The organism is Ruegeria sp. BH8 (assembly GCF_056538065.1).
The window spans coordinates 112,645-135,586 of sequence record NZ_JBQFSP010000001.1 but is presented as its reverse complement, the minus strand read 5'-3'; the positions used below and the strand labels follow the sequence as shown (position 1 = coordinate 135,586).

Here is a 22,942-nt window from a genome sequence, read left to right as displayed (position 1 = left end):
TAATGTTCATCAGGCCGTGTGGGAGACCGCACGGCCTTTTCTATGATTGAGCGGAGACCCATTATGCTTGCAATCACCCCGATCTATGCGGCCCTGGTCGCAATTCTCTACGTCGCACTCAGCGTCAAAGTGATCCTGCAACGACGCAGCGACAGAATCTCGGTCGGGGATGGTGGCAGCAAGCTGATGATCAAGGCGATACGGACACACTCGAACTGCGCCGAATACGCCCCGATTTCCCTGCTGCTGATTGCTATGGTCGAGTTGCAGGGCGCGGCCGGGGTTTTGGTCCATCTGCTGGGGCTGATGTTGCTGGCGGGGCGTCTTTTGCATGCGTACGGATTTGGACGGACGCCACAGATCGTCATCCTGCGGCAGGCCGGCATGAGCCTGACCTTCCTCGCCATTCTGGGCGCGGCCTTGGCAAACCTGATTCTGGCGCTTTAGGCCGTCTGGCGGGTGTTACCCTGCCAGAACGGTTGTTTCGATCTGCGGTGCACCCAGCAGAACCGGTATGAACCGGTCATGTTCGTGCCGGTCCGGTTTCAGGATGGTAGCGCCGATCAGAATCATCGCGGCAAGCATCACGATCTTCAGGTCTGCAACGGATATCATGACGGCACCTCCTGCCTGTGTTTTGTTGATTTGAGTTACGGGTTGAACGGGTCACGGGCCGGATTCCGTCGAAAAGATTTTTCCCGCTTTTTGTGTTTTTCCGCTTGCAGCCCCGCGTGGGAATTTATACATCCCTCCTCACTCAACGGCGCGGGCGTAGCTCAGGGGTAGAGCATAACCTTGCCAAGGTTAGGGTCGGGCGTTCGAATCGCCTCGCCCGCTCCATTGAGAGGTCTTCGGACCATATATGTATCTGATGCGGGCGTAGCTCAGGGGTAGAGCATAACCTTGCCAAGGTTAGGGTCGGGCGTTCGAATCGCCTCGCCCGCTCCAGATACCAAGTTTTCCCAAACATATGGTTCTTTCGTTGGCATTGCGCCATTGTGGCTATGGTTTCAATCACGCACGGGAAATGCTTATGTCCGACTATGTCATTCGCCCCCTGACTGCGGATGAAATGCAGACCGCTGTCGACTGGGCAGGCCAAGAGGGCTGGAACCCCGGCCACCACGACGCCGCCTGTTTCTACGGCACCGACCCCAACGGGTTTCTGGGCGGGTTTCTGGACGATGAGATGATCGCATCAGTGTCTGTGGTGGACTATGGTGATGCGTTTTCGTTTCTGGGATTTTATATTGTACGTCCGGAATTTCGGGGGTCGGGTTACGGGCTGAAAATCTGGCATCAGGCTTTGGCGCAACGAACCGGGCGCAATATCGGGCTCGACGGGGTCGTTGATCAGCAACACAATTACCGCAAGTCTGGTTTCACCTTTGCCTATAACAATTACCGCTTCACCGGCACTGTCAGAGGCATTCTCGACACTCTAGGGCAGAGCGATGACGCATCAATCAGCCCGCTCAGTCAGCCATCGCCGGAGCTGTTCGCCTATGACCGGCAACTCTTCCCTGCGCAGCGCGACGCGTTTCTAACAGGTTGGCTGAGTGCGCCGAATCATATCTCACGGGTGTGTACAGTGGAGGAGCAGATCAGGGGATATGCCACCTTGAGACCGTGTAAGACAGGGTACAAGATCGGGCCGCTTTTCGCAGATGACGCCGGTGTCGCACGGGGCCTGCTTGCCAGTCTTTTGACTGCCGTATCAGCAACAGCCAGCGACCAAGCGGTTTTCATCGACATGCCACAGCCCAACGCGGCTGCTTTTGCTTTGGCGGATGCGCTGGGTCTTACGAAAGTGTTCGAAACCGCCCGGATGTATTCCGGCGATCAGCCGGATATCGACCTGTCCCGCATCTATGGCGTGACCACCTTTGAACTGGGTTAAAACGCCTTGAACGTCATCGTCGTCAGCGAGCGTTCGATATCGGGAATCACCAGCAGGTGCTCGTTGATGAAATGGCCCACATCCTCGGTTTCGGGGATGTAGAGCTTGAGCATCAGATCAAACTCACCGCTGGTAGAATAAAGCTCTGAGTGTATTTCGCGCAGGGCGATTTCCTCGGCGACCTTGTAGGTGGTGCCGGGTTTGCAGCGGATCTGGATGAATACGCAGGTGGACATGGCTTGGCCCTGTTGGTTCATGTTGTCTGCAAGCTGACATGGTGCCGGGCCGGGTGCAATCCCTTGCAACAGTTTGCAGCGATTGCAACGCATGGTCTGGATCAACCCACCCCACCCCGTCTATAAGCGCGCCTGTAGCAAAAGGATTTCGCCCATGCGCACCGCTTCGATCAGCCGCAAGACTGCCGAAACCGAAATTTCGGTCTCGGTCAATCTGGATGGCACCGGTACATATGACAATCAGACCGGCGTCGGGTTCTTTGACCATATGCTGGACCAGCTGGCGCGCCACTCGTTGATCGATATGACAATCCGCGCCAAGGGCGACTATCACATCGACGATCACCACACGGTCGAGGATACCGGCATCGCGCTGGGTCAGGCTTTGGCACAGGCATTGGGCGACAAGAAGGGTATCCGGCGCTATGGCGAATGCCATCTTCCGATGGATGACGCGCAGGTACGCTGTGCGCTGGACCTGTCGGGCCGCCCGTTCCTGATCTGGAATGTCGATCTGCCGACGCAAAAGATCGGAGCGTTCGACACCGAACTGGTGCGCGAGTTTTTTCAGGCGCTCAGCACCCATGGCGGCATCACCCTGCATATTGACCAGTTGCACGGGTTCAACAGCCATCACATCGCCGAGGCCGCGTTCAAGGCCGTTGCGCGCGCGTTGCGGGATGCGGTAGAGACCGATCCGCGCAAAGCGGATGCGATTCCGTCGACCAAGGGCGCGCTGTAGATGCTGACAGCCATAATTGATTACGAAAGCGGCAATCTGCATTCAGCGGAAAAGGCGTTTCAACGCATGGCGCAAGAGGTCGGCGCTGGTGACGTTGTTGTCACCTCGGACGCGGATGTCGTTGCGCGCGCGGACCGACTGGTTCTGCCCGGTGATGGTGCCTTCCCGGCCTGTGCTGCCGAGCTGCGCGGCCATAAGGGTATTTATGACGCGATGGTCGAGGCGGTCGAACAGAAGGGCCGTCCGTTTCTGGGCATCTGCGTTGGCATGCAACTGATGGCAACCAAAGGCCATGAATACACCGAGACCGATGGTCTGGGCTGGGTGGCAGGCGACGTCGTTCGAATCGAACCGTCAGATGCCGCTTTGAAAGTGCCGCATATGGGCTGGAACGATCTGGTTCTGGAAAGCGATCACCCGATCTTTGCCGGGGTGAAATCAGGCGATCACACCTATTTCGTCCATTCCTACCACTTTCGTGTAAACAACCCGGCACAGCGATTGGCTTATGTGGAATACGGGCAGGACGTCACGGCCGTGATTGGCCGCGACACGATGGTTGGGATGCAGTTTCACCCCGAGAAAAGCCAGGATGTTGGCCTGCGCATGCTGGGCAACTTCCTGACCTGGAATCCCTGAGGCTTACTGAACCCGCGTCCAGGTTTGACCGCGGCAGATCAGGCCGCCCGCCACACAGCCCTTGACGGTCAGCGCATTCTGGCCGTCCAGAGACATTTTCGAGTTGTAGGTTTTGTCCCGGTCGGGGGCCCAGATCTTACCGCTGTCATAGCTGCCGCCCCCTTCGGGGACCATGTCCCAGATGATCTTTTTGCCAAGGTTCTCATATTCCAGCTGCTGGTTGCCATCCGCGTCGAACGCGCTGTCGATGGTGCCGCAGATCGCACTGCCGCATTCGGAAATCGTCACATGCAGATAGCCACCCGTGTCGCCCGGCGCGGTTTTCCACAGGCCGTCAACCGGATCGTCCGCAAATGCAGCTGTAGCAAGCAGCATCAGGCCCGCTGAAAGAGTAATAGTCTTCATGATTTTCTCCCTGTTTTGTGGGCAGTCTGACCCGCTAATGGGCGGCGGGCAAGAATGACCCAGCGTCGCGTTGCATCCCCTGCCCTGCTTGTGCGATATCCCGCGCGTGTAACAGTGATATAGGGCCGCCTGACATGATCCTCTACCCCGCCATCGACCTTAAAGACGGCCAGGCCGTACGCCTGCTGCGTGGTGAAATGGACAAGGCCACCGTGTTCAACGAAGACCCGGCCGCTCAGGCCCGTGCCTTTGTCGAGGCGGGGTGCGAATGGTTGCATCTGGTCGACCTGAACGGCGCATTCGCAGGCGAGCCGGTCAACGCAGCACCGGTTGAGGCAATTCTGAAAGCGTGCAAGGTGCCTGCGCAACTGGGTGGTGGCATCCGCGACATGGCCACGATCGAAACATGGATCGAAAAGGGGCTTGCGCGGGTCATCTTGGGCACTGTCGCTGTCGAAAACCCCGGTCTGGTGCGCGAAGCAGCCAAAGCTTTTCCCGGCAAGGTCGCTGTCGGCATCGACGCACGCAATGGCATGGTGGCCACCAAGGGCTGGGCCGAAGAGACCAATGTTCAGGTCACCGATCTGGCCCGTAGTTTCGAAGACGCGGGCGTGGCCGCAATCATCTACACTGACATCAACCGAGACGGTGCCATGCAGGGCCCGAACATCGAAGCGACCGCAGCCCTGGCACAGGCCGTTTCCATCCCTGTGATCGCCTCGGGCGGTGTCAGTTCGCTGGACGACCTGATCGCCCTTCGCGATTGCGGCGTTGCGCTGAACGGCGCGATTTCAGGCCGGGCGCTTTATGATGGCGCAATTGACCTGGCCGAGGCCATCCGCGCCCTGTCGTGATCGGTTATTGCGCGGCTGCGGCGGTCAGCTTGGCCAGTGCACCGCGCATCTTTTCGATGACCGGTGATTTGTCGACATCGTTCAGGTCGTCCAATGTCTCTTTCGGGTCTTCATAGATCAGCCAGACCTGACCATTGGCATCTTCGTACGCCTGCACCTTGAGAGGCAGAAACAGCCCGGCGCGCGGGTCGATCTGCATGGCTGGCGTACCCAGCGCAGGGTTGCCGAAAATCAACACCTGATTGGCCGGAATGGGCGTGCCGATCTTTTCCGCCCCGGCCGCGTGGTCGATGCGGGCAAACACGGTTGCACCTGCATTTCCGACGGCGGCTTCCAGCGCGTCCAGCGCCTCGGCCACGGATTTGTCGGTTTGAACCTTGATCAGATCATCTGCCATTGCGGTCAGCGCGCCTCCGATTGAAAAAACACAAGCCAGTATCAGTCTACGCATATCGATATTCCTTCTGTGAAATTCACCCCAGTTTTCACAGAATTGAGACCTCTCACAATCACAAGTCTGGCATCGGCAGGGCTTTGCCGCTAGAGGTGCGCCCGTAAAGGATACCCTATGCTGAAAACCCGGATCATTCCCTGCCTTGATGTTGCCGATGGCCGAGTGGTCAAAGGTGTGAATTTCGTGGGACTGCGCGATGCGGGCAACCCGGTGGAATCGGCCAAGGCCTATGATGCAGCCGGTGCGGACGAGATCTGCTTTCTCGACATTCACGCGACCCACGAGAATCGCGGAACCATGTTCGATGTGGTGCAGCGTACGGCGGAACAGTGTTTCGTGCCGTTGACCGTGGGCGGTGGGGTGCGAACAAAAGACGATGTGCGCGCCTTGCTGCTGGCGGGGGCGGACAAGGTCAGCTTCAACTCGGCCGCGGTTGCCAATCCGGATGTGATTGCCGAAGCGGCAGATCAGTTCGGCAGTCAGTGCATTGTCTGCGCCATCGACGCCAAGACCGTCAGCCCCGGCAAGTGGGAGATCTTTACCCATGGTGGGCGCAAACCCACCGGCATTGACGCGGTTGCCTTTGCAAGAACCGTGGTCTCCAAGGGGGCCGGTGAAATCCTGCTGACCTCGATGGACCGCGACGGCACCAAATCCGGGTTCAACCTGCCGCTGACCCGCGCCATTTCCGACGCGGTGGATGTGCCCGTGATCGCCTCGGGCGGTGTTGGTACTTTGGACCATCTGGTCGAGGGCGTCACCAAGGGCGGTGCAAGCGCCGTGTTGGCGGCATCGATTTTCCATTTCGGCGAATACACCATCCGCGAGGCCAAGGAACATATGGCCGCAGCTGGCATCCCCATGAGGCTAACATGAGCATCTTGCACGATCTGGCCGCCACGATCGAGGCACGCAAGGGGGCTGATCCCGAAAGCAGCTGGACGGCCAAGCTGCTTGCGAAAGGCCCTGAGAAATGCGCCGAGAAATTCGGTGAAGAGGCCATAGAGGCCATCATCGAAGCCGTAAAAGGGGATCAGGTTAAGCTGACCTCGGAAGCGGCGGACGTGTTGTATCACCTTCTGGTCATGCTGGCCGCGCGGGACGTGGCGCTGGATGATGTTCTGGCCGAGCTGGACCGCCGTCAGGGCACCAGCGGTATCGCCGAAAAAGCTGCCCGCCCCAAAGGGTAACGTCCGGGTTCCGCACTGGCTCCTGGGCCGTTATACTCGGATGCCAGACTGTCAGGGCGAAGGCGCGTTATGATCCGAATTTTGATGCTTGTGGCAACCCTTGCCATCGTCGCTGGCTGCGCCGCGCCGCCGCGCTCGACCGGGGATGAGGTGCAGCGGCTCGCCACGGAGATTCAGGGCCTTGGCCCGGATATCGACCCTGAGGAGGCCCGACGCGCAGCGGGAATTGCTTACGCCTATACCGCTCAGCTGGTCGAGGAATACCAGATCACAGACCCGCCCCTGATCCATAACATGAAGGTCAACAAGGGGCTGCGCCCGCGTGGGCTGTGCTGGCATTGGGCCGAGGATATCGAGCGGCGGCTGAAACAGGAAAACTTCCGGACACTGGAGCTGCACCGTGCCATTGCAAACGCGGACAACCCGACGCGGATCGACCACAGCACCGCAATCATCAGCGGTAAAGGTGCGACGCTGTATGACGGTGTCGTATTGGACCCGTGGCGTTATGGCGGCGTGTTGTTCTGGTCTCCGCTGGTCGAGGATACCCGGTATGACTGGGTTCCGCGCGACGTGGTGCTGGAAAAGCGGCGGAAGGAACAGGTCGCCCGTCTGAAACCTTACGTCCCCGCCAAACCCTAAAGCTTGGACGAGATGATCCCCGTCGAAAATCCGCCCATGCGCAATTCGCCAAACAGGCGCTGATATTCGATCTTTGGGCAACGGTTCATCACCACATCCACGCCACGGGCCTGGGCCTTTGCCGCCGCTTCAGGGTGTTCCACGCCAATCTGCATCCAGATCGTACCGAGCGACGGGAAAGCTTCCAGCGCCTCATCTACAATGGGTGGCACGGCCTCGGACCGCCGGAAAATGTCCACCATGTCCACAGGCTCGGAGATCTCTGACAGGCTGCCGCGAACCGTCTCACCAAACAGGTCTTTGCCCGCGTGGCCCGGATTGACGGGAATCACCTTGAACCCTTTCAGCGACAAATAGCGCGCCACGTAATAGCTGGGTCGCACCGGGTTCATGGAAACGCCGACAACGGCCACCGTCTTGGTGCGTTGCAAAATAGCCCTGAGGAACTGATCGGAATAGTCTGGCATGCCCTATCCTTAACAGGGTTCCAAAAAGAAAAAAGCGCCCAAGAATGCTTGGGCGCCAGTTGTTGGAACGAGGGACAGTGAAATGACCCGCGGCAGTTCCGTTCCGCGGTCACTGTGACATTTAAGCATGACTTGGTTAAAAAAAAGAGGGCCGGCGTATTTTTGTGATGACTTTTCACAATTTTCTGAAGGTTGTCTATTTTCCGTAGAGAATTGCGGGCCAGTTTTCCTCTGCCATCGCAATGTAACCTGCCCGATCCTGCTGCCAGATGTCCTCGACCTCGGGCGAATGCGTCAGGTAAAGGCGCCCGTCGACCACCTGCCACGCCTTGGGATCCGTGCTTTTCAGCACGCCCATCGCCATCCCGTACGAGCAATAGCCACCGAACTGCGGCGCAAAGGCGCGCGGGTTGCCTTCAAAGAGCTCGCGATTTGCCTGCGATTTGAAATGCCACCGGGCGCCCTTCCACATGACCGCGTTTTCGGGTGCCCCTTTTGAAGGCGCGTCGCTGTCAAAATAGGACACGGGATCATACCCCGCCAACGCCACACCGTCAGTGGCGTAATACACGGGGTTGTCCTGCGCTAATACGGCAGGGGCAAGCAACACAGTGCTCAGCGAGCAAAGAAGAGTACGTCGGTTCAGCATCGTCATATGGGAATCTGCACATTCAAGACCATCAAGATGCAACTTTTCGCGTTTTTCGGAACCCCTGTTGACGCGGATGTGAACGAGTGTTCGCCAGTTGAAACTTAGTCAAAGATGTCTTCGATCACGTCCCATGCTTCGTCGAACACGCGCGCAAGCATGGTCTTCTTCCTCTTTTTGCGCTTTGCTTTCCGAGGGGCAGCATGAGACACAGCTACGCGCAGCGGTTCGGGTTTGTGTACTTTCCGCGCGGGCAGCATCTTCAGGTTGTGCAGCGGCGCTCCGCAGCTGGAGCAGCTCAGCTCGTGCCGTTCCTTGCCTTTCAGGATCAAGGCAGCCCGGGTGCCGCAATAGCAGCAGGTCGCGATTTTGGCAGGACCGGGAATGACGCTCTCCTTTGCTCAGGGTCGCGATGCATATAAGGCGATTGCCGCAGCATTTGAGACGTTCAGCGAACCAAATCCCCCGGCTGCGTCAATTTTAACCAACTGATCCACGGTTTCCTTTGTCTTCTGCCGCAAGCCCGGACCCTCCGCGCCCAGCACAAGCGCGACAGGGCGGTCACGGCCATCGCTTAGCGCACCTTCGATTGTCATGTCGGCTTCTCCGTCCAGCCCAAGGACCAGAAAGCCCATGCCCTGAAGCTCGACAATCGCGTCTGCAAGGTTGCGCACCCGCAGATAAGGCTGCCGCTCAAGCGCACCGCTGGCGGTTTTTGCCAGTGCCCCGGTCTCGGGCGCGGAATGGTGGCGTGTGCCGATCACAGCACTGGCCCCCAGAACTTCGGCCGAGCGCAGAATCGCCCCGACATTGTGCGGGTCGGTGACCCGGTCCAGCAGAATGACGCGAGGGTTTTCGCGACCGATGCAGTTATCGGCCAGACTACCCCATTCCAACGGCTTGACCTCCAGCGCTGCGCCCTGATGTACTGATCCGGCATCGATGGGGGCAGAGAACTTGCGCGGGTCGACCATCTCGGCCTCGATCCCCGCAAATTCAATAGCTTCCGCCAGTTTGTCACATGCATTCCGCGTCACCATCAGGCGTAATTTTTGCCGTTTTGGGTTCATCAGCGCATCGCGAACCGCGTGCAGCCCAAACAGCCAGACGGTTTCCGCAGCAGCAGCTTTGCGCGCCTGTTCCTTTTCGACGACCCATTTGGGTTTCTTCATTTTACGGGCCTCCGGGCCGGGAATTCGGTTTCCTGCGCCAAAGGGAAATTTTCCTGTTGACGCTCCTTTGGTGCGCTAGTAATCACGCCTCCACGTCAGGTGCAACGCCTGACAGTGGGCGACAGGCCGCAAGGTGTGGCAGGGGACTGTAACTCCCTCGCGGAGACGCACGCCTGGTTCGATTCCAGGGTCGCCCACCATCTTTCCCTTAGAATTCAAAGATGGCCAGAACGCATTGCCCGCGCTTTCTCATTTGCACGTATTCGCACAATAACGGCTGCAAAGACTCGTAAAAGTTGCGTAACCGGGCATCGCCTGCTAGTCTGTTCACGTATTTGCGAGGGATTTGTTATGAGACTGTTTTTGGTGGCGCTTGCCGTTTGTGTCGCGGGCGCAGCGAATGCGCTGACTATTACATTTGATATCGACTTCCCGAACGATCCGGTATCTGGGCCGACAACACACCAAGCAACCAGCCAAGGATTTACGTTTGATTACGCATCCGTTTACAACTTCGGTAATTTCATTAATTTCCACGATGATAGCGGGGTACTCTCAACCACTATTAAGCCTGTCAATGGCGGCAAATTCACCGTACAGACTGTTGATTTGCAAGGCTGGTCGCGAGCTTACACAACTGGGGCTGGACCAGCACCGGTTCACGGAACGCCTGAATACTATCAATGGCTGACTGGTGGGGCCACAATCTTCCCAACGCTAACCTTTTCCGGCTTATTGAATGGCACGGTTGTGGCCAATCAGACCTTCGGGCCAATGGCATGGACAACGCTGAGTTTTTCCGGCGCCTTTACGGCAATTGACTCGCTACTGGTGACCTACAACGTTCCGACATCACTTAAACACCAGTTCGTGACCACGCCAGACACGGCTTGGTGTCAGCAATATTGCGGCGAGTTTCACGTAGACAATCTAGTCGTCGCGCCGGTCCCCCTGCCGGCAAGCGGACTGCTTTTGATCGGGGCCGTTCTGGGCCTGTTCGGGTACCGCAGGCTTAAGACAACCTAATTGCACCCAACACTAATAATAGCGGCGCTGATTGGTGGTCAGCGCCTTTTTTTATCTCTTAACCAATCGTTTGGAAGGTTCTATTCCGCCGCCGGACACAGTTCCGAGACCTTGTTGAACCACGCCTCGATTGCATCCAGATCCGCAGGGAGGGCTTGAGCAGACCCATCCGCGAAGGTCTGGAATTTCTCCTCGTTCAGCCCGTTCACGCCGACCAGCACCGGAATATCCAGCGCCAGTGCTTCGCCGATTACGGGGCGAAAACCGCGCCCATCGGATTCATGTTTGCCGAATTTGTTGATAATCAGCAGGTCCGGTGCGTTCGCAAGCGAGGCGGTCACATACCCAACCGCCTGTTCCAGTGCTGCGGGGTCCAAGCGGCAGCCGCGCGACTGCGTGCCCAGTGATTGCGAGATTCGGATGGTTTCACCATCCGGCAACACGCGGACATCCATGTCGCATTTGCTGCTGTCGGCGCATTCCGTGTTCGTTTGCACGACACCGGCCAGTTTCGCGCCAGACGCCAGCAGACGTTCAGCAACAGCGCTGAGCAGGCGATCCGTCGCGCCGCGGTCGGTGGTGGTGACATAGGCCAGATGCATCTTGGACCTCTTGTAAATCGATTGTGACGTTTCAAATAGCACGCAAGGCGCTGCCCGACTACTCCCCCAGTCAAGGAAGCGGCGGCAGACCAATCACAGGTGCGTGCAGGTGAAGAAGAACCGCATAAGCGGCCAGTGCGGTTAGCCAGATCCAAGGGCGTGGCCATGGACGCGGTAAACGCAGTGAGAACCGCGCCGTATTTCGCGACAACCGGACCCATTCAAAGCCAATCTCACGCGATTTACGCCTGTCGATCAGGGCCATGCCCATAACGGAAAATCCGGCAAACAGGCCGAACAGGATCACATGTGACAGGCTTCCATTGGCCAGAAGATGCGCCAAAGACCACAACAGCAGCGCGGCAAGGATCGGGTGGCGGGTGGTGCGCAGAATACCGGGGTGTTCGGGGTCAAAGGGCCTTTTGCCCATCCCTCCGAAAGAAAACGGATTCTGGATCGCAAGCCCGGCCACAGCCAGCCAGCACACCACTGGCATGATCAGTATCGGCACCCAGCGCAAGACTGCGAACGGTGGAATGACCTCGACATAGGGGGCGTTTGCCGCGGCGACAATCAGCCAGGCCAGCACGACCAAAGACAGAAGTGAATAGGCAGCGAAATACCCCCGGCGCCCGAGCGCGCCGATCAGCCAGCCCCGCACGGTGGGCCGAATAGGAATTGCATGGCTGAGTAGGAAAGCGATGAGTGCTGCAAGAAATAGGCCCCAACCGGTCATGATATTCTCCAACGTGTTGGGGTCGGTCTAGAGTGAGAGGGCAGCGACTTCCTTGCCCGAAATCAAGTTGGGTCACAGGGGCGAATACACCGCCCCTGCCCTGTATTACAGCCCAAGCGCCGCGCGGCGTTCTTCGGCAAAGCCCTGCACGATGCGGTCGGCGATCAGTGCCAGAATCGCCATCGCGGCACCGGCAGATATGCCCAATCCTACATCCGCCTGACCCAGCGCCAGATATATCGACTGGCCCAGACCGGTGGTCCCGATCAGTGCCGCGATGACCAGCATGGCAAAGGCATAAAGGATGGTCTGGTTCAGCCCAAGCAGGATGGTCGGGGCCGCATAAGGCGCCCTCACATCGCGCATGATCTGCCACTCAGTCGCGCCGCTTGAAATTGCGGCCTCCATCATCTCATCCGGTGTATTGACCAGCCCGTGCCGCGTGTAGCGGATCATCGGGACAATCGCATAGGCACAGATGGCCAGAAAGGCCGAGAACTCGCCAATCTGGAACACCATCAGCACCGGGATCAGGAACACGAAAAGGGGGATCGTCTGCAACATGTCACAGATCGGGCGAACCACGTTCCACACAGGCTGCCATACCGCGCTGGCAAGGCCGATCAGCCCACCCGCCAAAGCGCAGGTAAACACCGCTGCACCGCTGAGATAAAGCGACAGCAGCGCCCTTTCCCACAGGCCCGAGACGAGGATGGTGCAGAGCAGCCCCACGCAGAGCGCGGCCAGACGCCAGCCCCCGGCAACCCAGCCCAGCGCGGCAGCGCCAGTCAGGACAAAGGGCCACGGCAGGTTCGCGATACCGGTTTCCAGCATTCCAATCAGAATCAGAACGACCAGCCCACCAGTCAGCCGTCCGCGCCACGCCATCAAAAGTGCAATCCCGGCACCGGCCGCGAACAGGCCATAGCTCATGCTCGACGTCCACTGGAAACCCCATGTGAAGGGCAGCACCGCCTGATCCAGCCCGATCCGAAGCGGTAGCAGTACATAGAACAATGAGTTGTTCTTGAGGGCGTCCAGCCACTGGCCGTTGGCCTGCGTGAACGCGGTCAGGCCGCTGTCCACGATCTCGGCCATCGGGTCCAGCAGGGTCAATTCCGCAGGGTTTGGCAACCACGCCCGGAAGGCCGCAGTGAAGACAACAGCAAAGCCCAGCATCGCCCAGACAACGCGGCTGTCATAGCGTTTACGCTCGGTCGCCAAAGTACCGCTCATCCGGTCGATCACCACCGCAAAGACCACGATAACCAGACCCGCCATCAGCGATTCGCCGAACTGCGCCTTGCGCATGGTCAGCAGAACCTCCCAGCCGATATCGTTGAACCCGCCGATGACGGCGGCGATGATAACCATCGACAGAGCAGCCATCAGGCATTGGTTCACACCGACCATGATCTGAGTGGTGGCGGCAGGGATTTCGACCTGGAACAGTTGCTGGAACCGAGTGCCGCCGGACATGATGGCCGCCTCTTTGATCTCGGGCTCCACCCGTTCCAATCCCAGCATCACATTGCGCGCCATGGGCGGTGCGGCATAGATGGCCGAAGCAATCAGACCAACAACAGGACCAAATCCAAACAGCAGCAGCAGCGGTGTCAGATAGGCAAAGGTCGGCACCGTCTGCATGATGTCCAGCACGGCCTGTACAAAGGTTTTCACCTTTGGCACTTCGTTGGCGAGGATGCCGATGCCGCCCCCAATGACCAACGCCACAGGGACAGAGACGGCAACAAGCGCCAGCGTATTCATGCTTTCGGCCCAATAGCCCGAGGCCAAAACAAAGCTGAGGCCCAGAAAGCCAAGTGCGGCCATGGACAAGCCGCCCAGATACCAGCCCAGTGCGGTCACGATCCCGATCAGGATGGGCCATGGCGTTTTGCCCAGCACGAAATTCGCCCAGTTCATTGGGTGGGTCATCAGGTCCGAAAACAGCCGCATTGCCGGTTTGATCAGGTTCAGAAACCAGTCCAGAAACGCGCCAACCCATTGGGTTGCAGGCAATTCCCACGCGACGGGCCACTTGACCAGCCACGGGGCGACACCCTCGAGCGCAAGGCAAACTGCACCGACGACAACCGTTATTAGGGCGGCCTTCGCACCTGCCGTCAACTGCGCACCACGCCGTGCCGGAAGGTCGGTTATGGCGGTCATGTCTCGTCTACCTGAAGAGCTGCGGCCAGATCGGACGGATGCACCGTGCCGACGACATTACCTGCCTCATCCCGTACGGGCACGGGTTCATACAGCTCCATGCAATGCGCAAGGGCTGCGTCCAGCGTCATCGAGGTGGTGAGGCCGGGATCATCCGGGCCACATTCTGCCTCGCTCCGCATCACCGAGGCGACCTTGGCGTGCTGACCTTTGGCGACATCTTTCGAGAATTCGCGCACGTAATCATCCACCGGACGCAACACGATATCTGTGGGCGTTCCGATCTGAACAATCTTGCCGTCGCGCATGATGGCGATGCGGTCGGCCAGCTTCAGCGCCTCTTGAATGTCATGAGTGATAAAGACGATGGATTTCTTCAGTGTCGCCTGAATGCGCAGGAATTCATCCTGCAACTGGCGGCGGATCAATGGGTCGAGGGCCGAGAACGGTTCATCCAGAAACCAGATGTCAGGGTTTACGGCAAGACTGCGGGCGATACCCACCCGCTGCCGCTGGCCACCTGAAAGCTGGCGCGGAAAGCTGTCTTCGCGCCCTTCCAGACCGACCAGTGAGATCACCTCCTGTGCGCGCGCCAGCCGTTCCTTCTTGCCCACACCCTGCACGCGCAGCGGATAGGCCACGTTTTCGGAAACGGTCATATGCGGGAACAGGCCGAAATGCTGGAACACCATGCCCAGTTTTTTGCGGCGCAACTCTGTCAGCGCCTTCTTCGAGGCTCCGATGACATTTTCGCCGTCCACCCGAATCTCGCCGCCCGTGCCGGGCAGCAGCTGCGAGATGCAGCGGATCAGCGTGGATTTGCCCGAGCCCGACAGGCCCATGATGACGAAAAGCTCGCCCTCCTGAACTTCGAAATTGGCATCCTGAACTGCGGGAATCAGCCCCTGTTCCCGAAGGGCGGCGGCAGCCGTGTCTGCGTCATTCCCTGACCGAGACAGCGCGTCGGTCAGGGCTTTGTCAGCGCCGGGGCCAAACACCTGCCAGAGACTCCGGCAGGCGATGGCTGGCATGGTCGTGTCCGTCACTTACGCGGGCTCACTGGGTTGCCGCGTCAACAACCGGACGCCACTTGCCTTCGTTTTCGGCCATCCATGCGGCGACAACTTCTTCGACCTTTCCACCGTCAACGTCGATCGCGCCCATCATCGGCTGCTGGTCTTCAACCGCCAGCTGATAGTTGGTCAGGATTTCAAAGGCTGCTGGCCATTTCTCCTCCATACCGCTCCAGCCGGCCTTGAAGATGCGCGAGGGCGAGAAGTCGCAGTCATTGACAGCATTCGGGTTCGGGCCCCAGGCCGGATCACTGAAGCACGCCTCTTCACCGGCGGGCAGTTCGACGAACTGAACGTCATAGGCCGACATCGCCCAATGCGGCTGCCAGAAGGTGATCAGCAGTGGCGATTTGCGTTCGGTCGAAGCGCGCAATTCCGCGATCAGCGCCCCTTCGGACCCTGCTGGTACGGCTTTGAACGGCAATTCCAAACCGGTCATGCGATCCGCGCCCGGAGTTCCCCAGTCGGCCGGGTAATCGACAAGACGACCACCGGGCAGAGTTTCCGCCGTCGCAAAGACCTGAGCGCAATCTTTCAGCGCTTCCCATGCGGGCAGGCCCGGGCACAGATCGGCCACATGCGCCGGGTACGCGATGCCTTCCTTGGCATCCAGACCCAGATCACCGATTTCAACCACAGTGCCTTCACCGATTTTCTTGGCGTATTCATCGGAAACGTTGGAAGACCAGATTTCCAGTGTCGCGTCGATGTCGCCATCGGCCAGCGCCTGGAACTGGTTCATCATGCCCGCGGTCACATATTCGACGTTGTACCCGGCAGCCTTGAGCATCTCACCCGCCACATGCGTGGTGACATGCTGGCCGGTCCATTCGTTGATCGCCAATTTGATCGGTTCATCCACGGCACCCATATCCGCCGCCTGCGCTGCGCCTGCAACGCTCAGAGCCATTAGGCTTACACTTAGTTTTTTCATGGACTTAACTCCCTGTCATATTTGTTTTGCCCATCCCGGCAAGGATTTTCCCGCCGGTCTTTCTGTCTGATGACAATGCCATGCCGCAGCATGCACAAATTTGGCTGGAAAAGAACAGTGATCCGTTTCCAAATTGTGGAAAAGATCTTTCTGCCAGATTGTTCCCCCCTCCCGGCTCCCTTTACGCATCCAACCCGGCTAGCCCTTGTTTCATTTCGCTAAGACGGGACATTGACTGACGAGTCAATCAGAAAACATTTTGCCACCTTTTGTCGAGAACTTCTTTCGAAAATCCGCATTTTTCTGCGAATCCAGTTATTCGTTGGGCTGCCTCAAATCTGGACACGGTCAGATTTTTCATTGCCAAACAAGAACAAAAGATAAACATTTATAGTCGGGCAACATCAAGGTTAGACAGATGCGAACGTTTGACGAAATCTTTGAAATCGCAGCCGTGCGCCACGGCGGTCCAGAAGCACTGGACGCAAAACTGAGCAAACCGAAAACCCCCGCGGAACTGGCAGCGATGCCTGAGGACCGCTGGCTGTCGGTCATCACGAAATGCATCTTTCAGGCCGGTTTCAACTGGAAAGTCATCGAAAACAAATGGGACGGGTTCGAAACAGCCTTTGACAGGTTCGACGTGGGGCGATGCGCGTTCATGGATGATGAGAAGTTTGACACCCTGTTGCAGGATACGCGCATCGTCAGGAATGGAACCAAGATCGCGGCTGTACGGGATAACGCTGCGTTCCTGCTTGAGCTGCGCGAGGAAGGCGGCGTGGGTAAAGTGCTGGGCGGCTGGCCATCTGATGACTACGTCAATCTTCTGGCCATGTTGGCCAAACGCGGGGCCCGACTGGGCGGCGCTTCGGCACAGTACGCGATGCGGTTTGCCGGGAGGGACAGCTTCATTCTGTCCCAGGATGTCACCGCCCGCCTGATTGCCGAAGGTGTGATCGACAAGCCTGCCACCTCGAAGAAAGCGATGGAGGCGGTTCAGAACGCCTTTAATACATGGATGGGTCAGTCCGGGCGATCACTTACGGAAATCAGCCGGGTTCTGGCCATGAGTCTGTGAAAACGGTTTGCGGAATACCCGCAGCGGAATAAGATTCAACTTATGGTTCTGCGTGTATTCTTTGCTTCTCTTTTGTTGCTGGCCGCCTGCGGTCGTGAGTTGACCGAGCAGGAGCGCGATTTTGCGGAGACCATTCAGGGGGGAACCCTGAATCTGGATCACATCCGTCTGGTCGAAGGTGCCCCGGTTACCAACGTGACGTATTTCCGCGAAGAACGCCCGCGACTGGCCTGCCGCGAGCGCATTCTGCCCCCGGTGGACCCCGGGCCGGTGACGGGCAAACCCGCCGCAGTCGCCCTGTTCAACAAAGTCTACTTTGCCCGCGACTGGTATCTGGAGGACTATATGTCCGACTTTCCGGATCAGATGAACCTGCTGGCCGCGATGCTTTTGGCCCATGAGTTGACGCATGTCTGGCAATGGCAGAATCGCCGGACCACGGGTTACCACCCCCTGCGCGCTGCGGCGGAACATGGGGGCCGAAGGGATCCGTATCTGTTCGACCTCGAAACTTCTCCGGATTTTCTGACCTACGGGTTCGAACAGCAGGGCGCGATCGTCGAGGAATACGTGTGCTGTCGCGCGCTGGCCCCTCAGGCCAAGCGCACCAAAAGACTACACGACATGCTGGGTGCCCATTTTGATCTGTCGCCCCTGCCGGAACAGGGGCGCGAGCGCCCGGTCCTGATCCCGTGGAGCGAAGCCAGGATCGAAGGGATTTGCAGTTAGTTCCGGGCGCGCTGCAGGGTTTCCAGATACGCCACCAGATCAACGATCGGCTGGCTGGTCAGGATCGGCTGACCTTCCGGTGTTTTCATGGATGTGTCCTGCCCGTCAAAATAAGGGCCATAGACCGGCATCGGGCTGCCATGGCTGACCAGCGGATCCCTGCCGTCGATGCGGGCGACAACGCGGGCGGTCGGGAACACCCCGCTTTCGCCGGACAATGCGGTCAGATCGGACGGCTGAACAACCAGCACGCTGGCCATCGGCCCCTGCCCGGTTGCGTCAATCCCGTGACAGGTCGCGCAGTAATGCAAATAGAGTTCCTCTCCGGTCACGGCATCCTGCGCCCAAGCAGCCTGTGCGGCAGCAGCCGAAACCCCGAGAACCAGCATACCGATCGTTGCCTTGAACATCGTATCCTCCTGTCACAATTGACATTTGCAGGGTTGCCCGACAGGCATATGGGCGCAATGATCCAGATCAACGAAACAGGTGCAGAGGGTTCGGGCAATGACACAATACGCAGCCATCATGCTGGCCGCCGGATTTGGAATTCCGATACTGGCCGCTCTTAACGCGGCCCTTGGCAAGGTCATCGGATCACCGACAACGGCAGCTGTGGTGCTGTTTGCAATTGCCCTGGCCGCCTCGGTGCTGACCATGCTGTTGTTTCCCGGTTTTGCAGCCTTGTCCAAGGTTGCGCAGGCCCCGAAACACCTGTTGTTCGCTGGCATCCTGATTGCATTCTATGTGTTGTCGATCACCCATGTCGCCCCGCATTTCGGTGTGGGAAACGCCGTGTTCTTTGTCCTGTTGGGGCAATTGATCAGTGCCGCGGCAATCGATCACTTCGGCCTGTTCGGCGCACAGGTGGCGCCACTCACCCTGATGCGGGCGAGTGGTATCGCGGTCATGGCCATCGGTGTTGCAATCACTCAACTGGCCTGAGCACGCCGCCCTCAAGCCGGACCATTCGGTCCATGCGCGCCGCCAGTTCGAGGTTGTGGGTCGCGATCAACGCCGACAATCCCTCGTCCCGCACCAGTGTCATCAGCGCATCGAACACCTGATCCGAAGTTTCAGGGTCCAGATTGCCTGTCGGTTCGTCAGCCAGCAAAACACGCGGCGCGTTGGCAAGCGCCCGGCAAAAAGCCACGCGTTGTTGTTCACCGCCCGACAGCGCCGCAGGGCGGTGGCTGGCGCGCGGGGCGACGCCCACACGGTCCAGCAAGTCCAATGCCCGTGCCTGAGCAGCTTTTTCGGACGCGCCATTGGCCAGTTGCGGCAATGTGATGTTTTCCAGCGCCGTAAACTCGGGCAGCAGGTGATGGAACTGATATACGAACCCGATATCCTGCCGACGCAACGCCGTTCTGGTTCGGTCGCCCTTGCCGTTCACATTCTGCCCCCCGATTTCCACGGTTCCGTTGTCAGGCCTATCCAGCAGACCGGCGATGTGCAGAAGCGTCGATTTACCCGCCCCTGACGGCGCAACCATGGCCACAGCCTCACCCGCGCGCAGTTCGAGGTCGACCCCGCGCAGAACCTGCACCTCGCCCGGTGTGCCTTTGAGGTAGGTCTTGGTCAGACCGTTCAGTCGCAAGGTGACATCATTCATAGCGCAGCGCCTCGACCGGGTTCAGCCGCGCCGCGCGGCGGGCGGGGAAATAGGTGACGATGAAAGACAGGCCAAGCGACAGGCCCGTCGCCTTGAGCACATCGCTCAGATGCAGTTCGGCCGGCAGGGCGTAGATGCCACGGATCGACGGATCCCACACGCCACCGCCCATCACGTAGTTTACGAATGAGAAAATCGGATCAATGTAGATTGCAAAGAGGCATCCCAGGATAACCCCCATTGCAGTGCCGATCAGGCCGGTGAACGCACCGCAGATGAAAAAGACACGCAGAACCGATCCTTCGCTCAGGCCAATCGTGCGCAGGATACCGATATCGCGCCCTTTGTTCTTGACCAGCATGATCAGGCCCGAAACGATGTTCATCGCAGCAATCAGAACGAGGATCGACAGGATGATGAACATCACATTATCCTCAACCTCGAGCGCGCGCAGAAAGCCGCCGGATGCGTCCTGCCATGTCCAGATCTGGCTGCGCTCGCCCGACGCCTCAAGAATGGGAATCAGGATCGGGCCAAGATCTTCGGGCTTGTCCACCATCACTTCTATCTCATCCGCCACACCTTCACGGTTGAAAAAGCCCTGCGCCTGCGAAAACGGCATGTAGACGCGGGTGCGGTCGATGTCATAGCGACCGGCCGAAAACACATAGACAACGCGATAGGCATTCACGCGCGGCGACGTGCCAAAGGCGGTTTTGACCCCGTTGGGCGAGGTCAGTTTGACCAAATCCCCGACAGTGACCCCGATGCTGCGGGCCACACCCGATCCAATGGCGATGACATCCTCACCCGTCTGGAAGTCCGACAGGTCCCCCGCCGCCTGTTCCGCCTGCGCGATACCCGGCAAGTCGAGCAGATCGTCGGGTCGGATGCCAAACACCTCGACCCCGCTGCTGCTGTCGCGGTTGGTGATCAGCACCTGCCCCTTCACCAGCGGTGCGGCACGCTCAACTCCGGGCACCTGCGCTATGCGGTCGGTGCGTTCCTTGTAGTCGGCAATTGTTCGATCCACCCGGCCCTGCGCGTCAAATTCACCCGAGGAATAGACCGTCACATGCGCATTGGCACCCAGAATGGTGCCGACGAATTCAGAGCGAAAACCTGAACGGACAGCCAGCGTTGCAATCAGCGCAAACACGGCAAGCGTGATCCCGATCAAAGAGATCCATGTCATCACGCTGACACCGCCTTCGGCCCTGCGCGCGCGCAGATATCGCCAGGCGATTTTCCATTCAAAAGGGGCAAAGGGCGGGGGTGTCTTGGCCATGCCTGCTCCGGGTTTTCTTGTTTGCGGCGACCCTTTCGGCATTTCGCCCAATGGTCAAGCCGGTTGTCACTCTGAACTGGCTCCTCAGCCTGAATGAGCCGAATCGTTGCAGGACATGACCAAAATACACGTGCAAAACAGGTGTCTTCTAATTCGGGCGCTACACCATGAGTTGTGAAGCGCATCACAGACAGAAGGTGATTGTTTCAGGTATGACGTTAATCATCGCACATCGTGAGCCACTGAATCGTAAAGGCAACAATAAGTGTGAAATTTTATTACTCTTTTTGATTATTTTCAGAAACTTTGCCACCCTAACCATGGGGGAACACATTAAAAGAGCGGGGGTCGCTCAATGAATTTACGAATTTCAACCAATGGCGCGGGTGCAATTTCGACCCGTCAGGCTTCAACAGAATTGGATTGTGAGACCGCAGCCTTGCTGCGCGCGGCCATCCGGCCGATCTTTGTCACCGCGGCAAGCTGGGGCAATCTGGCAGACATCCTGAAAGACAAAGGATATCGTCTGGTTTTCCGGCAAGGCCGTTTGTGTATCACGGATCGGGCAACCGATGCGCGGATTTGCGGATTGCGCTTTCTGGATATCGAGTTTCGCGAACTGATCAGCCGCCTTGGCCGTCCGATTGTCGTGGCAACTGGTGATGGAGCCAACGGAGACGTCCTGGCCGAGCGTCCGACGTCGGATCAAAACTGAGAACCTGCCGACTGACGCGGTCAATTCAGGTAGCTTGGGAAGGGCCGCCAGGTCTGAGCCTTCGGCACCCCTTCCGGATCACGGGGCGTGTTTCAACGCCCGCTTAATGCAGCAACTGATGGTCGCTCAGGCGATCTGCTGGTAAATCTCAGCAACTTTGGTGACGGCCGCTTCGGGGCTTAGTTCCTCGCTTTCGCCAGTGCGGCGGCAGGTCAGTTCAACTACACCATTCTTCAGACCGCGCGGGCCAACCGTGATGCGCCAGGGCAGACCGATCAGGTCCATCGTGGCGAATTTGCCGCCCGCGCGTTCGTTGCGGTCGTCATAGAGCGGCTCCAGACCCAAAGCCGTCAGCGCCGTGTAGATCTTGTCACAGGCTGCATCGGCTTCTTCATCGCCCTGCTTGAGGTTGACGATACCGCAATGGAATGGGGTCACGCCCTCGGGCCAGATGATGCCCTTGTCGTCATGGCTGGCCTCGATGATTGCTCCTACAAGGCGGCTGACACCGATACCATGGCTGCCCATGTGAACCGGAACCGGTTTGCCATCCGGGCCTTGGACAGTCGCGCCCAAGGGATCGGAGTATTTGGTGCCAAAGTAAAAGATTTGACCCACCTCGATGCCACGCGCCACGCGGCGACGTTCTTCGGGGATCTGATTGAACAGCGCCTCGTCATGGGTTTCATCAGTGCGGGCGTATTTCGAAGTGAACTCTTCCAGAATGGCCTGACACTGTTCGCGGTTGTCATAATCGATGTCACGGTCGCCAAAGGTCAGGTCAGTGACAGCACTGTCATAGAAAACTTCGGATTCGCCGGTATCGGCCAGAACCAGGAACTCATGCGTGTCATCGCCACCGATGGGGCCGGAATCGGCGCGCATCGGAATCGCCTGAAGTCCCATCCGTTCATAAGTGCGCAGATAGCTGACCAGATGGCGGTTATAGGCGTGCAGCGCATCTTCCTTGGTCAGGTCGAAATTGTATCCGTCCTTCATGTAGAATTCACGGCCCCGCATCACGCCGAAACGCGGGCGGATTTCATCGCGAAACTTCCACTGGATCTGGTAGAGCGTCAGCGGCAGATCCTTGTAGCTGCTGACGTGGCCGCGGAAGATATCTGTAACCAATTCCTCGGCCGTCGGCGTGAACAGCATGTCCCGGTCATGCCGGTCCTTCATCCGCAGCATCTCCTGACCGTAATCGTCATAGCGCCCGGATTCACGCCACAGATCCGCCGACTGGATGATGGGCATCTGGATCGCGATGTGACCGGCCCGCGCCTGTTCCTCGTGGACGATGTTTTCCAGCTTGCGCAGCACTTTGAAGCCCAGCGGCAACCAGGAATAAATCCCGGCAGAGGCCTGCTTGATCATCCCTGCACGCAGCATCAGCCGGTGGCTGACGATCTGAGCCTCGGACGGGGTTTCCTTGAGAACGGGCAGAAAGTAACGGCTCAGGCGCATGGACGGACCTTCAAAGGTAAGAATTCGACTGGACAGGTGATTATGCCAAAGCCCCGCCGGGGGCAATCGCGCATTGGTGTTTTTCCGACCTTGCGGCAGTCGGTTTTTTGATTGACCCGCCAATCGGGAAACCCAATGGTAGCGGAAACGCAAA

At 58.5% G+C, this 22,942-nt stretch carries 30 protein-coding genes and 3 tRNA genes; 16 read left to right on the top strand and 17 right to left on the bottom strand.

What is annotated here, in order from left to right:
* Positions 1 to 63: 63 nt before the first annotated feature.
* Positions 64 to 447, top strand: a complete 384-nt coding sequence (locus tag ACR0AD_RS00720) for an MAPEG family protein (protein ID WP_480481893.1) — start codon at positions 64 to 66, stop codon at positions 445 to 447.
* A 15-nt stretch (positions 448 to 462) separates the two neighbouring features.
* On the opposite strand, the gene ACR0AD_RS00715 is transcribed toward ACR0AD_RS00720, so the two are convergent.
* Positions 463 to 615, bottom strand: coding sequence for a hypothetical protein (locus ACR0AD_RS00715; protein WP_267363306.1), 153 nt, complete (start codon positions 613 to 615; stop codon positions 463 to 465).
* A 150-nt stretch (positions 616 to 765) separates the two neighbouring features.
* Between ACR0AD_RS00715 and ACR0AD_RS00710 the strand changes: the two genes are divergently transcribed.
* The 3 genes from ACR0AD_RS00710 to ACR0AD_RS00700 all read left to right on the top strand — a co-directional run bounded on the left by ACR0AD_RS00710 (position 766) and on the right by ACR0AD_RS00700 (position 1,900).
* Positions 766 to 840 (top strand) — tRNA-Gly (locus tag ACR0AD_RS00710).
* A 33-nt stretch (positions 841 to 873) separates the two neighbouring features.
* Positions 874 to 948: transfer RNA gene (locus ACR0AD_RS00705), tRNA-Gly, on the top strand.
* Positions 949 to 1,033: 85 nt separating this feature from the next.
* A complete protein-coding gene (locus tag ACR0AD_RS00700; RefSeq protein ID WP_480486312.1) occupies positions 1,034 to 1,900 on the top strand; it encodes a GNAT family N-acetyltransferase in 867 nt (288 codons plus the stop codon).
* Here ACR0AD_RS00700 and ACR0AD_RS00695 read toward each other — a convergent pair.
* A complete protein-coding gene (locus ACR0AD_RS00695) occupies positions 1,897 to 2,136 on the bottom strand; it encodes an Lrp/AsnC family transcriptional regulator (protein WP_209504547.1) in 240 nt (79 codons plus the stop codon). The genes ACR0AD_RS00700 and ACR0AD_RS00695 overlap by 4 nt on opposite strands.
* Before the next feature lie 154 nt (positions 2,137 to 2,290).
* Between ACR0AD_RS00695 and hisB the strand changes: the two genes are divergently transcribed.
* Positions 2,291 to 2,878 (top strand): imidazoleglycerol-phosphate dehydratase HisB, encoded by a 588-nt coding sequence (gene hisB, locus ACR0AD_RS00690; RefSeq protein ID WP_480486314.1) that lies wholly within the window; start codon positions 2,291 to 2,293, stop codon positions 2,876 to 2,878.
* Entirely contained in the window at positions 2,879 to 3,517 is a 639-nt protein-coding gene (gene hisH / locus ACR0AD_RS00685) for an imidazole glycerol phosphate synthase subunit HisH (protein WP_480486316.1), read from the top strand. It begins immediately after the preceding gene.
* Positions 3,518 to 3,520: 3 nt separating this feature from the next.
* Here the strand turns inward: hisH and ACR0AD_RS00680 are convergent, their stop codons facing one another.
* Positions 3,521 to 3,922, bottom strand: coding sequence for a DUF2147 domain-containing protein (locus ACR0AD_RS00680; protein ID WP_480486318.1), 402 nt, complete (start codon positions 3,920 to 3,922; stop codon positions 3,521 to 3,523).
* Between the two features lie 134 nt (positions 3,923 to 4,056).
* Here ACR0AD_RS00680 and hisA point away from each other — a divergent pair, with 134 nt between their 5' ends.
* On the top strand, positions 4,057 to 4,776 hold the full coding sequence (gene hisA / locus ACR0AD_RS00675; protein ID WP_480486320.1) for a 1-(5-phosphoribosyl)-5-[(5-phosphoribosylamino)methylideneamino]imidazole-4-carboxamide isomerase: 720 nt from the start codon (positions 4,057 to 4,059) through the stop codon (positions 4,774 to 4,776).
* Positions 4,777 to 4,780: 4 nt separating this feature from the next.
* Here the strand turns inward: hisA and ACR0AD_RS00670 are convergent, their stop codons facing one another.
* Complete coding sequence (locus ACR0AD_RS00670) at positions 4,781 to 5,227, bottom strand: DUF302 domain-containing protein (protein WP_480486322.1); 447 nt, start codon at positions 5,225 to 5,227, stop codon at positions 4,781 to 4,783.
* 117 nt (positions 5,228 to 5,344) lie between these two features.
* Here ACR0AD_RS00670 and hisF point away from each other — a divergent pair, with 117 nt between their 5' ends.
* The 3 genes from hisF (at position 5,345) to ACR0AD_RS00655 (ending at position 7,062) form a co-directional block, all read left to right on the top strand.
* Positions 5,345 to 6,106 carry an imidazole glycerol phosphate synthase subunit HisF gene (hisF, locus tag ACR0AD_RS00665; protein WP_480486324.1) on the top strand — a complete coding sequence of 254 codons (762 nt, stop codon included), beginning with the start codon at positions 5,345 to 5,347 and terminating at the stop codon, positions 6,104 to 6,106.
* Entirely contained in the window at positions 6,103 to 6,420 is a 318-nt protein-coding gene (locus tag ACR0AD_RS00660; protein ID WP_480481906.1) for a phosphoribosyl-ATP diphosphatase, read from the top strand. The genes hisF and ACR0AD_RS00660 overlap by 4 nt, the downstream gene beginning before the upstream one ends.
* A 69-nt stretch (positions 6,421 to 6,489) precedes the next feature.
* Entirely contained in the window at positions 6,490 to 7,062 is a 573-nt protein-coding gene (locus ACR0AD_RS00655) for a hypothetical protein (RefSeq protein WP_480481908.1), read from the top strand.
* Here ACR0AD_RS00655 and ACR0AD_RS00650 read toward each other — a convergent pair.
* The 4 genes from ACR0AD_RS00650 to rlmB all read right to left on the bottom strand — a co-directional run bounded on the left by ACR0AD_RS00650 (position 7,059) and on the right by rlmB (position 9,350).
* Entirely contained in the window at positions 7,059 to 7,529 is a 471-nt protein-coding gene (locus ACR0AD_RS00650) for a CoA-binding protein (protein ID WP_480486326.1), read from the bottom strand. The two genes, ACR0AD_RS00655 and ACR0AD_RS00650, sit on opposite strands and share 4 nt — an antisense overlap.
* A gap of 196 nt (positions 7,530 to 7,725) precedes the next feature.
* Complete coding sequence (locus tag ACR0AD_RS00645) at positions 7,726 to 8,184, bottom strand: YHS domain-containing (seleno)protein (RefSeq protein ID WP_480486327.1); 459 nt, start codon at positions 8,182 to 8,184, stop codon at positions 7,726 to 7,728.
* Between the two features lie 98 nt (positions 8,185 to 8,282).
* A complete protein-coding gene (locus tag ACR0AD_RS00640; RefSeq protein WP_267363344.1) occupies positions 8,283 to 8,564 on the bottom strand; it encodes a hypothetical protein in 282 nt (93 codons plus the stop codon).
* A 15-nt stretch (positions 8,565 to 8,579) separates the two neighbouring features.
* Positions 8,580 to 9,350, bottom strand: coding sequence for a 23S rRNA (guanosine(2251)-2'-O)-methyltransferase RlmB (rlmB, locus tag ACR0AD_RS00635; RefSeq protein ID WP_480486329.1), 771 nt, complete (start codon positions 9,348 to 9,350; stop codon positions 8,580 to 8,582).
* A 116-nt stretch (positions 9,351 to 9,466) separates the two neighbouring features.
* On the opposite strand from rlmB, the gene ACR0AD_RS00630 reads away from it, so the two are divergent.
* Both ACR0AD_RS00630 and ACR0AD_RS00625 read left to right on the top strand, forming a co-directional pair.
* Positions 9,467 to 9,550: transfer RNA gene (locus ACR0AD_RS00630), tRNA-Tyr, on the top strand.
* A gap of 151 nt (positions 9,551 to 9,701) precedes the next feature.
* Positions 9,702 to 10,376, top strand: coding sequence for a hypothetical protein (locus ACR0AD_RS00625; RefSeq protein ID WP_480486331.1), 675 nt, complete (start codon positions 9,702 to 9,704; stop codon positions 10,374 to 10,376).
* Positions 10,377 to 10,456: 80 nt separating this feature from the next.
* Here ACR0AD_RS00625 and ACR0AD_RS00620 read toward each other — a convergent pair whose 3' ends face one another.
* From ACR0AD_RS00620 to ACR0AD_RS00600, 5 genes are all read right to left on the bottom strand, one after another.
* Complete coding sequence (locus ACR0AD_RS00620; protein ID WP_480486333.1) at positions 10,457 to 10,978, bottom strand: DUF2478 domain-containing protein; 522 nt, start codon at positions 10,976 to 10,978, stop codon at positions 10,457 to 10,459.
* A gap of 70 nt (positions 10,979 to 11,048) precedes the next feature.
* Positions 11,049 to 11,714, bottom strand: coding sequence for an NnrU family protein (locus tag ACR0AD_RS00615; protein WP_480486335.1), 666 nt, complete (start codon positions 11,712 to 11,714; stop codon positions 11,049 to 11,051).
* A 105-nt stretch (positions 11,715 to 11,819) separates the two neighbouring features.
* Positions 11,820 to 13,886 (bottom strand): ABC transporter permease, encoded by a 2,067-nt coding sequence (locus tag ACR0AD_RS00610; RefSeq protein ID WP_480486337.1) that lies wholly within the window; start codon positions 13,884 to 13,886, stop codon positions 11,820 to 11,822.
* Positions 13,883 to 14,932 carry a quaternary amine ABC transporter ATP-binding protein gene (locus ACR0AD_RS00605; protein ID WP_480486339.1) on the bottom strand — a complete coding sequence of 350 codons (1,050 nt, stop codon included), beginning with the start codon at positions 14,930 to 14,932 and terminating at the stop codon, positions 13,883 to 13,885. The genes ACR0AD_RS00610 and ACR0AD_RS00605 overlap by 4 nt, the downstream gene beginning before the upstream one ends.
* 10 nt (positions 14,933 to 14,942) lie before the next feature.
* Entirely contained in the window at positions 14,943 to 15,893 is a 951-nt protein-coding gene (locus tag ACR0AD_RS00600; RefSeq protein ID WP_209504562.1) for an ABC transporter substrate-binding protein, read from the bottom strand.
* A gap of 418 nt (positions 15,894 to 16,311) precedes the next feature.
* Between ACR0AD_RS00600 and ACR0AD_RS00595 the strand changes: the two genes are divergently transcribed.
* Entirely contained in the window at positions 16,312 to 16,974 is a 663-nt protein-coding gene (locus ACR0AD_RS00595; protein WP_209597830.1) for a DNA-3-methyladenine glycosylase I, read from the top strand.
* A gap of 42 nt (positions 16,975 to 17,016) precedes the next feature.
* Positions 17,017 to 17,703 carry a hypothetical protein gene (locus tag ACR0AD_RS00590; protein ID WP_480486341.1) on the top strand — a complete coding sequence of 229 codons (687 nt, stop codon included), beginning with the start codon at positions 17,017 to 17,019 and terminating at the stop codon, positions 17,701 to 17,703.
* Here ACR0AD_RS00590 and ACR0AD_RS00585 read toward each other — a convergent pair.
* Positions 17,700 to 18,113 carry a c-type cytochrome gene (locus ACR0AD_RS00585; RefSeq protein ID WP_480486343.1) on the bottom strand — a complete coding sequence of 138 codons (414 nt, stop codon included), beginning with the start codon at positions 18,111 to 18,113 and terminating at the stop codon, positions 17,700 to 17,702. The genes ACR0AD_RS00590 and ACR0AD_RS00585 overlap by 4 nt on opposite strands.
* A gap of 97 nt (positions 18,114 to 18,210) precedes the next feature.
* Here ACR0AD_RS00585 and ACR0AD_RS00580 point away from each other — a divergent pair, with 97 nt between their 5' ends.
* Positions 18,211 to 18,648 (top strand): DMT family transporter, encoded by a 438-nt coding sequence (locus ACR0AD_RS00580; protein ID WP_480486344.1) that lies wholly within the window; start codon positions 18,211 to 18,213, stop codon positions 18,646 to 18,648.
* On the opposite strand, the gene ACR0AD_RS00575 is transcribed toward ACR0AD_RS00580, so the two are convergent.
* Complete coding sequence (locus ACR0AD_RS00575) at positions 18,632 to 19,318, bottom strand: ABC transporter ATP-binding protein (RefSeq protein WP_480486346.1); 687 nt, start codon at positions 19,316 to 19,318, stop codon at positions 18,632 to 18,634. The two genes, ACR0AD_RS00580 and ACR0AD_RS00575, sit on opposite strands and share 17 nt — an antisense overlap.
* Positions 19,311 to 20,606 (bottom strand): lipoprotein-releasing ABC transporter permease subunit, encoded by a 1,296-nt coding sequence (locus tag ACR0AD_RS00570; RefSeq protein WP_480486348.1) that lies wholly within the window; start codon positions 20,604 to 20,606, stop codon positions 19,311 to 19,313. The genes ACR0AD_RS00575 and ACR0AD_RS00570 overlap by 8 nt, the downstream gene beginning before the upstream one ends.
* A 355-nt stretch (positions 20,607 to 20,961) precedes the next feature.
* On the opposite strand from ACR0AD_RS00570, the gene ACR0AD_RS00565 reads away from it, so the two are divergent.
* Complete coding sequence (locus ACR0AD_RS00565; protein WP_267366022.1) at positions 20,962 to 21,321, top strand: hypothetical protein; 360 nt, start codon at positions 20,962 to 20,964, stop codon at positions 21,319 to 21,321.
* A 126-nt stretch (positions 21,322 to 21,447) separates the two neighbouring features.
* Here the strand turns inward: ACR0AD_RS00565 and proS are convergent, their stop codons facing one another.
* Entirely contained in the window at positions 21,448 to 22,788 is a 1,341-nt protein-coding gene (proS, locus tag ACR0AD_RS00560) for a proline--tRNA ligase (protein ID WP_480481934.1), read from the bottom strand.
* Positions 22,789 to 22,942: the final 154 nt, after the last annotated feature.